Raw genomic sequence first — 14,059 nt, 5'->3', positions numbered from 1 at the left:
ACACCGGTGGGCAAAGTGTGACGATGTCGCGGTGACCACCACCAGCGAGCCCAGTCAGGCGGCGGCCCCGCCCGTTCTCGACCGGCGGCAGCGGAACGTCGTGTTCGGCACCATCGTGCTCGGCATGCTGCTGGCCGCCCTCGACCAGACCATCGTCGGCACCGCGCTGCCCACCATCGTCGCGGACCTCGGCGGCGCCGCGCACATGTCCTGGGTGGTGACGTCCTATCTGCTCGCGGAGACCGTCACCACCGCGCTGGTCGGCAAGTTCGGCGACCTGTTCGGCCGCAAGGTGGTCTTCCAGGTCTCCGCGATCGTCTTCATCACCGGCTCGTTCCTGTGCGGCCTGGCCACCAACATGACGCTGCTGATCGCCTGGCGGGCTGTTCAGGGCGTCGGCGCGGGCGGCCTGATGGTCACCTCGATGGCGCTGATCGCGGACGTCATCCCGCTGCGCGAACGCGGAAAGTACCAGGGAGCGATCGGCGCGGTGTTCGGCGTCGCCACCGTGATCGGACCGCTGCTGGGCGGGCTGTTCACCGACCACCTGTCCTGGCGCTGGGCGTTCTACGTCAACGTGCCGATCGCCGTCCTGGTGGTGATCGCGGCGGCCCGGAACATCCCGGTGGTCCGCTCCGCCGCCCGCCCCGTCATCGACTACGCGGGCATCGCGCTGGTCGCGGTCGGCGCCAGCTCCCTGATCCTGGCGACCAGTTGGGGCGGCAACGAGTACGCGTGGAGCTCGCCCGTCATCATCGGCCTGTTCGTCGGCGGTGTGGTCGCGCTCGGCCTGTTCTGCTGGGTGGAGACCCGCGCCGTCGAACCCACCCTGCCGATGCGGCTGTTCCGCAACCCGGTGTTCACGGTCTGCTCGGTGCTCAGCTTCATCGTCGGCTTCGCCATGCTCGGCGCGATGACCTTCCTGCCGACCTTCCTGCAGTACGTGGACGGCGACTCGGCGACCGTCTCCGGCGTGCGGACCCTGCCGCTGGTGCTCGGCCTGCTGATCGCGTCGATCTTCAGCGGCAACACGGTGTCCAAGACCGGCCAGTACCGGATCTTCCCGATCGTCGGATCGCTGGTGATGGCGCTCGGCCTGTACCTGCTCTCGCTGCTCAACGCAGGCACCAGCGCCTGGCTGGCCAGCCTCTACATGTTCGTGCTCGGCACCGGCATCGGCCTGTGCATGCAGGTGCTCACCATCGCCGTGCAGAACACCGTCGACTACGCCGACCTCGGCACCGCCACCTCCGGCGTCACCTTCTTCCGCACCCTCGGCTCCTCGTTCGGCACCGCCGTGTTCGGCACCATCTACACCAACGCGCTGCGGACCAACCTGGCCAACGGCGTCGCCGCGGCCGCCCGGGCCACCGGCGAGAGCCCCGAACAGCTCGCCGTCCGCGCACAGAGCCCGCACGGCGTCCAGGGGCTGCCGCCCGGCGCGGCCGAACCGGTCATCCGGGCCTACGCCGACTCGCTGCACACCGTGTTCCTGTGGACGGTGCCGGTCGCGCTGCTCGGCTTCGTGGTCGCGCTCTTCCTCAAGCAGGTCGAACTGCGCGACTCGGCCCGCGCCACCTGCACCGACATGGGCGAGGGCTTCGCGCAGCCGTCCTCCGGCGACTCCGCCAAGCTGCTCGAACTCTCCGTCGCCAAACTCCTCGCCGGCGTCGGACTGGACACCGCCCGGCAGGTCGTCGGCTCCTCCGGCACCCGGCTCGACATGGCCGGCGCCTGGGCCGTCATGCAGGTCGACCTGTTCACCCGCAGCGTCGGCCACGCCACCCTCAACCTGATCGCCGGGCGCCGGCGGATCCCCCCGGAGGTTCTCCGGCCGGTGTTCGACCGGATGGTCGCCGAAGGCTTCCTGGACGTCCACGGCGGCTTCTACGCACACACCGAGGCCGGCGAGCGGGAGGCCCAGACCATCGGCCACGCCTGGTCCCAGTGGCTCTGCCAACGCCTGGAGCAGGACCGCGGCCGCCCCCGCAGCGCCGAACTGCGGGCCGCCGCCGACGCGATCGCCAAGCGCATGATCGTCGAGGACCTCGCCGAAGGGTTCCCGCAGAGCGGCGTGCCGACCGGCTCGCGCGCCTGAACCGCCGTCACGTCACGTCGGTGTCCGTCGGATCGGCGGCCCCGACCTCACAGGGCGTCAGGCCGACCCGGCCGCGCTGGTCCCTAGGCTTACCCCCATGCTCCTGTACGCTCCCGCGATCTTCTTCCTGCTGCTGACCGCCCTCGGAGTACGGCGCGACCGCCGCCGCTTCAGCAATGCCGTGTACCTCGGACTCGCCCTCACCTTCCTGGCCTTCGCGCTGCTCGCCACCCTCGGCCGGACCGACTCCGTGCTCGCGGAAACGGTCGTGATCGCGGTCGTCCTCGCCCCCGCCCTCGGCGTCCTGGTGCTCTCCGGGCTGCTGATCGCCAACGGCTTCAAGATGCTCCGCAAGGAAGGCCGCCGCCTCGGCAACCTGCTCTCGCTGCTCTGCGGCCTCGGCATCCTGGTGGTCGTCGCCCTGCTGATCGCCGCCACCCAGGCCGACTCGCCCGTGCTGGCGGTGATCGCCCGCACCACCTTCCTGCTCGCCAGCTACTTCTCGTTCCTCTTCCTGTGCTTCATCGGCTACGCCTACCTGTACGGCCGGCTGATCCCGCGCCAGGACGTCGACTACGTCGTGGTCCTCGGCTCCGGACTGATCGGCGGCACCCGCGTCCCGCCGCTGCTCGCCAGCCGCCTCGAACGCGGGCGCGCCCTGTACGAGCGCCAGGCCGCGAACGGCCGCCCGCCGCTGCTGATCACCTCCGGCGGCCAGGGCCCCGACGAGAAGCTGCCCGAGTCCCACGCGATGGCCGCCTACCTCACCGAACGCGGCTTCCCCGCCGACCGGATCGTCCTGGAGGACCGCTCCCGCACCACCGAGGAGAACCTCCGCTTCTCCCGCGAGCTGATGACCGCCGCGAACCCCGACTACCGCTGCATCGTGGTCACCAACAACTTCCACGCCTTCCGCGCCGCCATCCTGGCCCGCCAGGAATCGGTCAACGGCCAGGTCGCCGGCTCCCCGACCGCCGCCTACTTCTGGCCGAGCGCCACCATCCGCGAGTTCGTCGCCGTGACCGTCACCCACAAGTGGATCAACCTGACGGTCTGCGGGCTGCTCACCCTGGTCTCCGTCACCGGGTAGCGCAGGTCCGGGCGGCGGAGTGGTTCGGGGGCAAAGTTATGCTGGTCGCCTGCACCGTTCAACGCCCGGGGGATCTGTCGTGCCGCCCACCTACGCAAGTCTCCCGGGGCCGCCCCCGCGGCGCCGCCTGCGGACGCTGCTGGGTGCGGCGGCGGGGGTGCTGCTGCTCGGGCTGATACCCGCCGTGCGGCACGAGGCCGAGGCGATGGTCGGCGAAGGCGGGCCGGACGGGCCCCGGCTGACGGTGGCGACCTGGAACATGTGCGGGGAGACCGTCTGGGGCTGCGGCAAGTACGGCGGCGGCGACCAGAAGATCAAGGTGATGCGCTCGATGGCGCAGGACCACGGGGCCCGGGCGATCCTGGTGCAGGAGGCCTGCCGGGGCGACCTGGACCGGGCCCGGGCCGGGCTCGGCGCCGCCTGGCAGCTCGCCTTCCAACCGTACGAACAGGCGGACGAGGCGGGCGCGACCACGCCCGTGGACTGCGGCGGCGGACGCGGCGACGCCGGCATCGGCATCCTGGCGGCCGCCCCGCTGACGGACATCGCCCCGGTCTCCGCCCCCCAGCCCGAAAAAGGCCTGCGCCGCGGCATCCTGTGCGCGACGGCCGGCAGCGGCCCGAGGCTCTGCGTCGCGCACCTCTCGCTGCCCCCCGCCGACCGGTCCGACCGCGCCGCAGAACTCCGCGACGACCAGCTGTCGGCACTGCTCAAGGCGGCCGGGACGGGCGGCTCGGTGTTCGGCGGCGACTTCAACTCCTCGCCGCCCGGCCCGAACAACAAGGACGCCTGGATCTGGCCGGCCGGCTACTTCGACACCGTCCAGGAGTGCGCCCAGCAGTCGCCGGACCAGCGCACGGGCTTCGCGCCCACCCACGAGAACGGGTTCAAGCTGGACTACCTGTTCACCGCGCTGCCCCGGCACGGCTGCTCCCGGCTGGACACCGGCTTCTCCGACCACCAGGCGGAGCTGATCACCGTCGCCGCCGCCCTCTGACGGGGCATCAGCCGCCGTAGCGCTGCAGGAGCGTGGGGTTGCGGGCCAGCGCGCCGGCCACCACGAAGCCGACCTGCCCGGGGCCCGACACCCGGCCGTCGGCGTAGGCCGCCCGGACCTCGACGGTGTGCCCGCCGCCGCGCCACCCCCACTCGGGCTGCCAGGTCCACAAGCCGTCCTCGACCGGGGCGCTGCCCAGCGCGTGCTCCCCGATGGCGAGGTCGACCCGGACCGCGCCGGGCGCGTGGCCGCTCAGCCGGACGACAGGGCCGGGGACGTAGCTGTTGTCCACCGGTTCGGTGACCACCGGCGCGGGCGGCAGTGGCGCCGCCTCGGTGATGGTGTGCTGGGTGCGGGGGGCCTGCCCGTCGATGGTGAACACCACGTCGGAGCGTTCGCTCTGGATGTTGCTGGCGTCGGCGGCGAACACGCGGAGCAGGTGCCGGCCCGCGGTGAAGGCCCGGTCGGCCTGCCAGGACCAGCTGCCGTCGGCGGCGACCGGGGCCGAGGCGACGTACTTGCCGTTCTCCCAGATGCTGACCCGCACGCCGCCCGGCGCGAAGCCGGTGATGGCCACGCCGTTCGGCGGGAGCACCGCCTCCGCCGGAGGAGAGGTGATCACCGGGCGGGGGAAGGAATCGCCCCTGACCTGCGAGGTGTCCTTGAGGAACTGCTCGATCGCGGCGAGGTCGGGCTCCGGAACCTCGCCGCCGTTGGTGATCAGGCCGATCCGCGGGACCACGCCGTCCACCAGCAGGTTGAGGATGCCCATGAGGGTGGGCAGGTTCCGCAGCGTCACCTTGCCGTGGCCGGTGATCAGCACCGAGTCGTTGTAGATGAAGTTGAAGTTCGAGTAGCCCTGGAAGAGCTGGACGAACGGCTGCACCTGCCGCAGGTACTGCTCGTCCTGCGGGGAGGTGATCAGGTAGATGTTGGCGTTCCGGTGGGGGCTGGCCATCACCAGGTCCGGCAGGACGGCGTCGAGGACGGCGACGTTCCGCTCGGTCACCTCACCCATCATCAGCCGGGCCGCGCTGGGGATGCCGTCCAGCACGTAGGAGCCGATGTTGAACTGGGGCACGCTGGCGACGATGTTGCCGAAGCCGTACTTGAGGCCGTAGAACAGCGCCGCGCTGCCCCCCTTGGAGCTGCCGAAGACGGTGACGTCCTGCGGCGTCAGGTGCAGCGAATGCATCACCCGGGTGATCACCCCGGCGACGGACTGCTCCAGCGAGAAGTCCATCCGCTTGCACAGGTAGTAGCTGTTGGCGCCCTCGAAGGAGTCGCGGATCCACAGGATGTTGCCGCGCACCTTGTCCAGGACGCCGTTGCCCCAGCCGTACTCGTCCGGTGCGGTGAAGTTGGCGAACACCACGACCAGGTGCCGGTTGCCGTTGCGGGCGTGCGAGAAGCGGTACTCGATCGGGACGGCGCCCGTGGTGTCCACACCGGTGAAGATGCGGCGGGTGTGCTTGGCCTGATCAGCCATTTGCCGGGTCCAATCGTCTGCGCAGTTCTGCCTGGAGGTCGCGTGGCGGCTCCACCGCCGCCGCCGTGACCTCGTCGAGGTCACGGAAGGAACGGGAGCCCGGCTGGGTGCTGCCGAGCGGGCGGAACGAGGGTGCCGACACGTTCTGCGGCGGCTCCGCCAGGTCGCCGCCCGCGACCAGGATCCGGTCCGCCAGGCGGACCGAGGCGTACCCGTCGTCCAGGTCGCAGAAGGCCTGCTGGAAGCGCCGGTAGCGCTCGGCGTAGCGGGCGTGCACCCCGTCGGCGTAGCGGATCGCGGTGATCAGCTGGGCGGACTCGGCGAGCAGCGGCCCGGGGGCGCTGGTCTCGAAGTCGAAGTAGAAGCCGCGCAGGGTGTCGCGGTAGTGCTCCAGGTCGTAGGTGAAGAACAGGATGGGCCGGCCGGTGTTGACGAAGTCGAACATCAGCGAGGAGTAGTCGGTGATCATCACATCGGTGATCAGCGACAGGTCGGCCATGTCGGGGTAGTCGGAGACGTCGTGGACGAACCCGTCGCCGGCGCCGGGGACCGGGTCGACCACGTTGGGGTGGCGGCGGACCAGCAGCACGTGGTCCGCGCCGAGCCGGGCGCGGGCGTCGTCGAGGTCGATCCGGAAGTCGAGCTTGTACCGGCCGGGCGCGTAGTACTGGTCGTCGCGCCAGGTCGGGGCGTACAGCACGACCCGCTTGCCGTCGGGGATGCCGATCCGCCGGCGGATCTCGGCGGCGCGCCGCTCGGTGCCCGGGCGGCGCAGCACGTCGTTGCGGGGGTAGCCGCATTCGACGATCTCGCCGGGGAAACCGAAGGCGCGGCGCAGGATCGGGGTGGAGAAGGTGTTCGGCGAGACCAGCAGGTCCCAGTTCTCCACCTCGGTGGCGAGGCGTTCCAGGTAGCGCTTGTCGGCGAAGTGGACGGCCTCGATGTCGTGGCCGATCTTCTTCAGCGGGGTGCCGTGCCAGGTCTGCACGACGACCTGGCCGGGGCGCTTGCGGAACCAGTCGGGCAGGTGGTTGTTGGCGACGATGTACCGGCTGGTGGCGAGCGCCTCGTACCACTCGGGCGACCACATGCGGACGGCGCGGGCGGTTTCGGGGACGTCCACCTGGTCGTCCTTGACCACCCACAGGTGCTCCAACGGGACCTGGCGGCGCACCAGTTCCTCGTGGACGGCGCGCGGGCTGTCGGAGTACTGGGTGCCCTTGAACGCGTCGAACAGCACGGCGGGCCGGACGGGCTGCTGCCGGGCGGCGGGGTACGCCTTGGTGCGCAGCAGCTTCTGCCGGTAGGGGCCGCGGGCGTGGTCGGGCATCGCGGAGTGCACCTGGAGCGAGAGCCGGTCGTAGCTCTCGGCCTGGAGTTCGTAGCCGCGCCCGTCGCTCTCGACGGCCTGCGGGAGGCCGGGGATGGCGTCCTGCTCCAGCTTGAGCATCAGGTCGGGCAGCCGGTCGGCGGGCGCGGTGCGGGCGGGGTCCTGGCGGCGCAGGTAGAGGTCCCAGCGGCCGGCGGAGAGCGGGACGGTGCCGGCCAGGGTGCGGATCCGGGCGGGGGCGAAGCGGGCCCGGAAATAGTCGTCGATCAGGTCGAGCGGGACGACGCGTTCGGTGCCCTGGGCGCGGGAGCGCAGCACCAGGTGGACCTGGTGGCGCAGTTCGGCGGGGACCAGGTGCAGGGCCGGGTAGCGGCCGACGATCTCCAGGGTGCCGTCGTCCTCCCAGGCGTACCGGGTGACCAGCGGGAGGGTGGCGCGTTCGAACAGCACCAGGTAGCCGGAGCCGTTGCGGTGGACGACGAGTTCGCGGTCGCCGTCCGCAGTCTGCAAGGTGTCGGGGAGGCGGTGGTGGCCGTCGGGGGTGCCCTCGGCCATCACCGGATACATCGTCATCTTGCGCCCGGCGACGTGGAAGGTGGTCTTCCAGCCGTTGGCGCCGAGGTCCCAGGACTGCGGAACGGCCTCGTCGGCGCCGTTCGCGCGGTGCGCGGGCACCAGGGAGCGCAGCGGGACGCGGACGGTGAAGGTGCACCAGCCCTCACCGCCGGGGGTGAAGCGGACCGGAGCCTGGGTGCGGCCGGCGCCGCCGAGGCTGACCAGCCGCAGCTGGCCGCTCTCGGGGACGGTCGGGCCGAGGTGGACACCGCGCAGTTCGAGGTGCTCGCCGGTGATGCGGTGCCCGGTGATCCGGCAACGGACCACCTCCACCCGGAGCTTGAGCCGGTTCTGCACGAACAGCGGCAGCACCCGGGTGTTCTTGTCGACATACCGGTAGGGCGGGTTGGCGGCGCTGCCGACGCCGCCGCGGTCCAGGCCGCGGTAGCGGAACAGGCCGCGGCTGAGCACACCGGCCGCGACGTCCCAGGTGCCCTCGGCCCACCGGCCCTTCTGCTTGAGCCGGTTGGTGTCGAAGGCGGCGCTGAAGCCCGACCAGTCGTAGCAGTAGCGGTTCTGGTTGGAGTGCTCGGTGGCCTGCGGGGCGTAGACGGTGCGGGTGGGAACCAGCAGCATCCGGTCCTGCTTGGTGTTGCGCAGGGCCAGCGCCTTGACCGACATGTGCCGCTTGTGGACGTTCACGAAGCGGATGTACGCGCTGCCGGAGAGCTCCAACCGGTCGCCGTTCCAGCGGACTTCACCGATCGAGCCGTGCAGCGAGAGCTCCTTGCCGAGCCGGTACGCCTTGCGGCCGATGCCGACCCGCCGGTCGCCCAGGTGCGGGTACTTGAGGTAGCGGCGGAAGCGGCGCTGGACCGGCATCGGGCCGCCGCGCCGCTCGAACTCGACCACGTCGAGCAGCTCCTGGAGCAGCCGGCGGCGCACCAGCAGCCACTTCACCCGGGCCTCGGCGGGCAGTTCCTCGATCAGGTCCTCGCCGGCCTCGTCCAGGAACTCGTTGGTCCACTGGATGAAGGAGAGCTGGTACTCCTCGTCGCCGTCGGGCAGCGCCTTCAGGTGGAGCATCAGGTCGGAGGTGAGGCAGGCCAGGTCGTACTTGCGCTTGGACTCGGCGAAGCTCTTGGAGCGGTGCCCGCCCAGGAAGCGGCTGACGGACAGCACGGCGGAGACCCGGTCGCGCAGGTTGTCGATCTCGTGGTGGCGCTGGGTGATGGAGGGCGCGGCGTTGCCCTCGCGGCGGCGCCAGTAGTAGACGACGTCCGTGATGGTGTCGACCTTGGCCGCCCGGAAGTGGGCGAACATGTTGACCCAGGAGTCCTCGTACAGGACCCCCTCGGGGAACTCGATGTAGTAGTAGTCCCAGAAGCTGCGCCGGAACAGCTTGTTCCACACAGTGCGGTCGTAGATCAGCTTCTCGAACCTGGTGATGTGGGTGCCGCGCCGGTTGGCCTCCATCGGGCCCTTGTGCAGCGGCGACTGCCACTTCCTGGTGGAGTTCATCATCTGCACGTTGCCGGAGACGAAGTCCGAGCCGGACTCCTCCAGGGTGCGCAGCAGCGTCTCGTAGGCGTGCTCGGGCACCACGTCGTCGCCGTCGGCGAACACCAGGAACTCGGCGTCGGGGTGGAGCGCGCGCAGACCGGTGTTGCGGGCGTGGCCCGGGCCGTTCGCGTCCTGCCGGATCAGCCGGAAACGCGCGTCCCGGGCGCACATGTTCTGCGCGATCGCGGTGGAGGCGTCGGTCGAGCCGTCGTCCACCAGGATCACCTCGAAGTCGCGGTACGACTGGCGGGCGATGGACTCCAGGCATTCGGCGAGGTACATCTCGACGTCCTGGAACGGGACGACGACGCTCAGCCTCGGCGGGTGGGAAAGCACGGATCCGCTCCTCCGTCAGCCGGTGGCGGCCGGGACGGGCTTGTCCTCGCGCAGCGCCTGCCAGAGCTTCTGCGCGCGGGGCTCGTCGGCGATCACCCGGTTGTGGTCGATCCGGTCGGTGACGACCGGGAGCATCACGGTCTTCATCCGCTCGGGCTGCAGGCCCTTCATGCTCTGCGCGAAGTCGAGCAGGCCGTTCACCGAACCGAGGTCGGTGTCGGTGGTCAGCGCCTTGGTGGCCGCGTTCGCCACGCCGTACGCCTTGGTCGGGCTGGAGAGGGTGCCCTTGCGCTGGAGCTGGGAGAGGACGGAGAGCAGGAACTTCTGCTGGAGGCCGATCCGGCCGAGGTCGCTGCCGTCGCCGATGCCGTGCCGGGTACGGACGAAGGCCAGTGCCTGGGTGCCGTCCAGGGTGTGGGTGCCGGCCGGCAGGTGCAGGCCGCTGTACTTGTCGTCGATCGCGACGTCGGTGGTGATCTCCACGCCGCCCATCGCGTCCACGAGTTCCTTGAACCCGGCGAAGTCGATCTCGACGTAGTGGCTCATCCGCAGGCCGGTGATGGTCTCGACGGTCTTCACCACGCAGGCCGGACCGGCCGTGGTGTACACCGAGTTGAACATCACCCGGGGCGCGGCGGGCACCTGCTTGCCGTCGGCGGTGGTGCAGGCCGGCCGGGCCACCATGGTGTCGCGGGGGATGCTGACCACGGTGGCGTTGGCGCGGCCCTGCGGTATGTGCACCAGCATCGCCGTGTCCGAACGGGCGGTGCCGCCGGTGTCGCCGCCCGCCAGTTCGGCGTTGTCGCCGCCACGGGAGTCCGAGCCGAGCACCAGGATGTCCTGCGCGCCGGTGGGCAGGGCGGCCGGGCGGTCCTCGCCGAGCGCCTTGTCGATGTCGACGGTGTCGAGGTTGCCTTCCAGGTGGTGGTACATCCACAGCCCCGTCCCGCCGACGGCCAGGCCGAGCGCGAGCACCACGCCGCCGCCGATCAGCAGGACCCGCCGGCCTCGGCGACGCGGCTTCGGCCGCCGGCCCGGTGCGGCGGCAGCGTCGGTCTTCGGTCCGGCCGACACGCCGTCAGTCTGCGCCATGGATCGAGCATCCTCCCAGTTCACGGGCTGCGGTGCGTACCCGGAGGGGTCATGCTCTCACGCGTTGTTCATGTCCTGTCGGTTTTTTGATCACAGACCTATACCGACTCTTTGCGTTTCCCTCACATCACTCTCCGTGACCATGCGCCTTTTTCGTTGCACGGAGGGTGACATTTGATGATGCCGCGTCAGGTGGTGGGGAGCTGCCAGGTTCTGACTGGGAGTCGGCTGTCAGGGGCTGGTGTCCGCGGCGACGAAGGTGTACGCGCCGAGTTCGAGGAACAGGGCGTCCTCGAGCTCGGGCACGCCGGTGAGCGGGACGGCGAGCCGTCGCTCGAGCACCCCCGGGTTGTTGGTCACCGGGTTGTAGGCCCGCAGCACGATCCGGGCGTCGCACGGCAGGGGCTGGTCGAGCTGGATCACCACCGTGACGGTGCCGGAGTAGTTGGCGGGCAGCAGGATCGAGCGGGTGTACCCCTCGTCGGTGCCGGGCGAGTAGATCTGCGCCGTCAGGCTGAACGGGGCCTGCTGGTCGGTGTTGGAGAAGGTCGCGGTGCCGTTCGGCAGGTCGGTGCCGGAGACCCCGAAGACGAACCGCGTCGGGAAGTTGTTGAGGTTGCAGATCGCCAGGTTGGCGAGCACGTAGTTGGTCCGCCGGCACGGGATCACGTCGATGTTGCGCCAGCCGACGTTGGGGTTGTACCTGACCCAGTTCAGGTAGTCGACGAGCGAGCTGAACGTGGGCAGGGTCGCGGACATCGGGTGGGCGGGGGTGTCCACGGTGGTGATCGTGCAGTAGTGGCCCGGCGGCGTGTCGCTCGGGAAGAGGAAGGCGGACCTGCTGACGCAGATCCGCCCGGGTGGGATCTCCCGCGAGCCGCCGCGGACGGTGAACGGCACACTGGTGCCGCCGCCCTCCGCGTTGATCGGCGTCCAGGCCCGCGGGTCCAGGAGCAGTCCGCCGGGGGCGAAGTAGAGCCTGACGTTGCCGGAGCTGGGGCAGTTGGCTCGCAGGTTCTTTCCGCGGACGTAGATGCGGTTGAGCCTGCCCTGCACGATCGGATGGCGAATCCCGAGGTCGGGGCCGGGGTAGCTGGACTCCAGCAGGTCGAAGTCGAGGATGTCGCTCCCGAAGGGGATGATGTCCGGCGACTCCCAGACCGGGTCGGCGGTGGGCGTCTGCCCCATGTCCTGGAAGTTGTCCCGGACCAGGATGTCGTCCCAGTTGGCGGCTGCGCTCATGGTTCCTCCCGAGAATCTCTTCGCGCCGACGGGCATGCGTCGGTTCCGCGTGGGCGGGCAGGTGGATGGCCGTGGTCGTCGGGACGGTGAATGCACCCGTTCGGGGGAACGTCCCGGTGCAGCCAATGTACGTGCCCGAACCATTCGGCCCAATCCATCGGAAGGGTGAACGTGCGTCACGCCGTGTTGCCGTCAGAGGCCTGCGGCCAGGCCCTTGGCCAGCGTGAGCAGGCCGCCGGCCAGGGCCAGACCGAGGACCAGACGCCGGAGGGGGCGGTCCGGGACGCGGCCGGACAGCAGGTGGCCGACGGCACTGCCGGCGGCGACGGCGCCCGCGGCGACCGTCCACTGCGCGCCCGACAGCGTGGGCACGCCCTTCGTGGTGAGGGACATCGCGTTCACGGCGAGGCCGAAGAACTGGGCGTTGGGGAGGAACTCGCGGGCCGACCAGCCGCAGTTCGCCGCGTACAGCGACACCGCCGGCCCGCCGACACCCGCCGCCGCGTTCAGCAGCCCGCCGGCGGCGCCCGCCGCGACCGCGCCCGGCACCCCGCGCAGCGCCGCCGCCCGCACGCCGAGCATCACCACCACCGACGCCGCGCTCACCACCAGACCGATCGCCACCAGCAGCACCGCCTCGGGCGCGGCCGCCGCCAGCCGGGCCCCGAGCGGCACGGTGAGCGCGGCCGCCAGGACCAGCGGCACTATCCGTCCGGGTCGCACCCCGCGCCACCCGGCGGCCAGCCCGAGCGCGCTGATCGCCCCTGACGCGCAGTTCGACAGTCCCACCCCGCCCGCCGGCCCGAGGATCAGCACCAGCACCGGCGCGGCGATCAGCGCGAACCCCACCCCGGACAGCCGCTGCACCGCCGCCGCGGCCAGCACCACGACCCCCATCGCCGCGATGCCCATGCCTACGGAAGTTCGGGACGCACCAGAGCCTTCGCGAAGGGCTCGCCCGTGCGTCGGGCGTGGGTCATCCGCTCGCGCACCTCGACGAGGGTGCGCGGGCGGTAGCCGGGGCCGCCGCAGCAGCTCTTGTGGAAGCGGACACCGGCGTTCAGCAGGACCGACAGGGTCCGCCAGGCGGCGGTGTCGCGCCGTCGGGGTGCGGCGAAGGCGGAGCCCACGTGGATCAGCGGCTCGGCGCAGCGCGGGCAGCGGCGGTCGTGCCGCTCGTGCATGTCCCGGTAGGGCTGCTTGTAGGAGGCGCGGCAGGGCAGGCAGAGGTAGGAGGTCTTTCCGGCGGGCATGGTGGTCAGGGTAGGGCCTGCCGCGCCGAATTTCCCGTCAATATGCGGGCGGGAGACGGCTGTTACCAGGTGAAGGGGGAGACCCCCGCGCCGAGGCGGGTGGCGGTCAGCGAGTGGCGCAGGCGGCGGTAGGCGTCGTCGTCGAAGCGGCCGGCCCGGGGGTGCAGGACGGTGGCGGCGGACAGTGCCACCGCGTCGGGGAGGATCGCGGACCAGCCGGCGTGGCCGGACAGTCCGGCGGCGAGGGCGGCGACGGCGGAGTCCCCGGCGCCGGTGGGGTTGCCGGTGACGGGGGCGGACGGGGCGCAGCGCCACGCGCCGTGGGCGTCGACGGCGAGCAGGCCGTCGGGGCCGAGCGAGGCGAGGACGGACTCGGCGCCGCGGCGGAGCAGGGTGCGGGCGGCGTCGTGCGGGTCGGGCAGGCCGGTGGCGGCGGTGAGTTCGGCGGCGTTCGGCTTGATCGCGGTGGGCCGGGCGGGCAGTGCGGCGAGCAGCGCGGGGCCGTCCGCGTCGAGCACCACGGGGATGCCGAACCCGCGTCCCAGCGTGACGAGTTGGGCGTAGCCGTCGGCGGGGGCGCCGGGCGGGAGGCTGCCGGAGAGGACCAGGACGGCGGCCTGCGGGAGGTGCCGTTCGGTCTCGGCGAGCAGGGCGTCCCACTCGGCGCCGGCGAGCTCCGGGCCGGGCTCGTTGAACATGGTGGCGTCGGCGGTGTCGACCACGGCGACGGTGCGGCGGGTGTCGCCGGCCACCGGGACGGCGGCGTGCTCGAGGCCGGCGGCGGCGAGTTCGGCGCGCACGGCCTCGCCGGTGGGGCCGCCGAGCGGCAGCACGCAGCGGGCCGGGTGGCCGAGCGCGGTGAGCACCCGGGCCACGTTGACGCCCTTGCCGCCCGCCTGGGTGGCCATGCCGGTGACCCGGTGGCTGGTGTACGGGCGGACGTGGGGGACGGAGTAGGTGACGTCCAACGCCGGGTTCGGTGTGACGGTGAGGATCATGAGGGACGCCCCGTGA

The 14,059-nt window shown here is 71.5% G+C and carries 10 protein-coding genes; 3 read left to right on the top strand and 7 right to left on the bottom strand.

Features of this window, described 5'->3' with window-relative positions; translation table 11 throughout:
- Positions 1 to 31 precede the first annotated feature (31 nt).
- From ACGFWJ_RS03695 to ACGFWJ_RS03685, 3 genes are all read left to right on the top strand, one after another.
- The gene (locus ACGFWJ_RS03695; protein WP_392944822.1) at positions 32 to 2,098 is read left to right on the top strand and encodes an MDR family MFS transporter; all 2,067 of its coding nucleotides are present in this window, start codon (positions 32 to 34) and stop codon (positions 2,096 to 2,098) included.
- A 97-nt stretch (positions 2,099 to 2,195) separates the two neighbouring features.
- On the top strand, positions 2,196 to 3,188 hold the full coding sequence (locus ACGFWJ_RS03690) for a YdcF family protein (RefSeq protein WP_387859438.1): 993 nt from the start codon (positions 2,196 to 2,198) through the stop codon (positions 3,186 to 3,188).
- Positions 3,189 to 3,267: 79 nt separating this feature from the next.
- A complete protein-coding gene (locus tag ACGFWJ_RS03685) occupies positions 3,268 to 4,185 on the top strand; it encodes an endonuclease/exonuclease/phosphatase family protein (protein WP_392944819.1) in 918 nt (305 codons plus the stop codon).
- A 7-nt stretch (positions 4,186 to 4,192) separates the two neighbouring features.
- On the opposite strand, the gene ACGFWJ_RS03680 is transcribed toward ACGFWJ_RS03685, so the two are convergent.
- From ACGFWJ_RS03680 to ACGFWJ_RS03650, 7 genes are all read right to left on the bottom strand, one after another.
- Positions 4,193 to 5,674 carry a hypothetical protein gene (locus ACGFWJ_RS03680; RefSeq protein WP_392944817.1) on the bottom strand — a complete coding sequence of 494 codons (1,482 nt, stop codon included), beginning with the start codon at positions 5,672 to 5,674 and terminating at the stop codon, positions 4,193 to 4,195.
- On the bottom strand, positions 5,667 to 9,458 hold the full coding sequence (locus ACGFWJ_RS03675) for a CDP-glycerol glycerophosphotransferase family protein (RefSeq protein WP_392944815.1): 3,792 nt from the start codon (positions 9,456 to 9,458) through the stop codon (positions 5,667 to 5,669). Before ACGFWJ_RS03675 ends, ACGFWJ_RS03680 begins: the two co-directional genes overlap by 8 nt.
- 15 nt (positions 9,459 to 9,473) lie before the next feature.
- Positions 9,474 to 10,550 carry an LCP family protein gene (locus tag ACGFWJ_RS03670; RefSeq protein WP_392944813.1) on the bottom strand — a complete coding sequence of 359 codons (1,077 nt, stop codon included), beginning with the start codon at positions 10,548 to 10,550 and terminating at the stop codon, positions 9,474 to 9,476.
- A gap of 231 nt (positions 10,551 to 10,781) precedes the next feature.
- The gene (locus ACGFWJ_RS03665) at positions 10,782 to 11,792 is read right to left on the bottom strand and encodes a hypothetical protein (RefSeq protein WP_392944811.1); all 1,011 of its coding nucleotides are present in this window, start codon (positions 11,790 to 11,792) and stop codon (positions 10,782 to 10,784) included.
- 192 nt (positions 11,793 to 11,984) lie between these two features.
- Positions 11,985 to 12,704, bottom strand: a complete 720-nt coding sequence (locus ACGFWJ_RS03660; RefSeq protein WP_392944809.1) for a TSUP family transporter — start codon at positions 12,702 to 12,704, stop codon at positions 11,985 to 11,987.
- 2 nt (positions 12,705 to 12,706) lie between these two features.
- The gene (locus tag ACGFWJ_RS03655) at positions 12,707 to 13,045 is read right to left on the bottom strand and encodes a deoxyxylulose-5-phosphate synthase (protein WP_392944807.1); all 339 of its coding nucleotides are present in this window, start codon (positions 13,043 to 13,045) and stop codon (positions 12,707 to 12,709) included.
- Between the two features lie 62 nt (positions 13,046 to 13,107).
- Complete coding sequence (locus ACGFWJ_RS03650; RefSeq protein ID WP_392944805.1) at positions 13,108 to 14,043, bottom strand: 1-phosphofructokinase family hexose kinase; 936 nt, start codon at positions 14,041 to 14,043, stop codon at positions 13,108 to 13,110.
- Positions 14,044 to 14,059: the final 16 nt, after the last annotated feature.

The sequence above is a fragment of the Kitasatospora sp. NPDC048407 genome, assembly GCF_043200475.1.
Classification (GTDB): domain Bacteria; phylum Actinomycetota; class Actinomycetes; order Streptomycetales; family Streptomycetaceae; genus Kitasatospora.
The sequence above is the reverse complement of the archived record's forward strand: the minus strand, read 5'-3'. Positions and strand labels throughout refer to the sequence as shown.

Excerpts from the sequence above, each read along its gene's own strand:
- ACGFWJ_RS03660 (WP_392944809.1), bottom strand. The coding sequence starts at position 12,704 with ATGGGCATCGCGGCGATGGGGGTCGTGGTGCTGGCCGCGGCGGCGGTG.
- ACGFWJ_RS03670 (WP_392944813.1), bottom strand. The coding sequence starts at position 10,550 with ATGGCGCAGACTGACGGCGTGTCGGCCGGACCGAAGACCGACGCTGCC.
- ACGFWJ_RS03665 (WP_392944811.1), bottom strand. The coding sequence starts at position 11,792 with ATGAGCGCAGCCGCCAACTGGGACGACATCCTGGTCCGGGACAACTTC.
- ACGFWJ_RS03650 (WP_392944805.1), bottom strand. The coding sequence starts at position 14,043 with ATGATCCTCACCGTCACACCGAACCCGGCGTTGGACGTCACCTACTCC.
- ACGFWJ_RS03680 (WP_392944817.1), bottom strand. The coding sequence starts at position 5,674 with ATGGCTGATCAGGCCAAGCACACCCGCCGCATCTTCACCGGTGTGGAC.
- ACGFWJ_RS03690 (WP_387859438.1), top strand. The coding sequence starts at position 2,196 with ATGCTCCTGTACGCTCCCGCGATCTTCTTCCTGCTGCTGACCGCCCTC.
- ACGFWJ_RS03655 (WP_392944807.1), bottom strand. The coding sequence starts at position 13,045 with ATGCCCGCCGGAAAGACCTCCTACCTCTGCCTGCCCTGCCGCGCCTCC.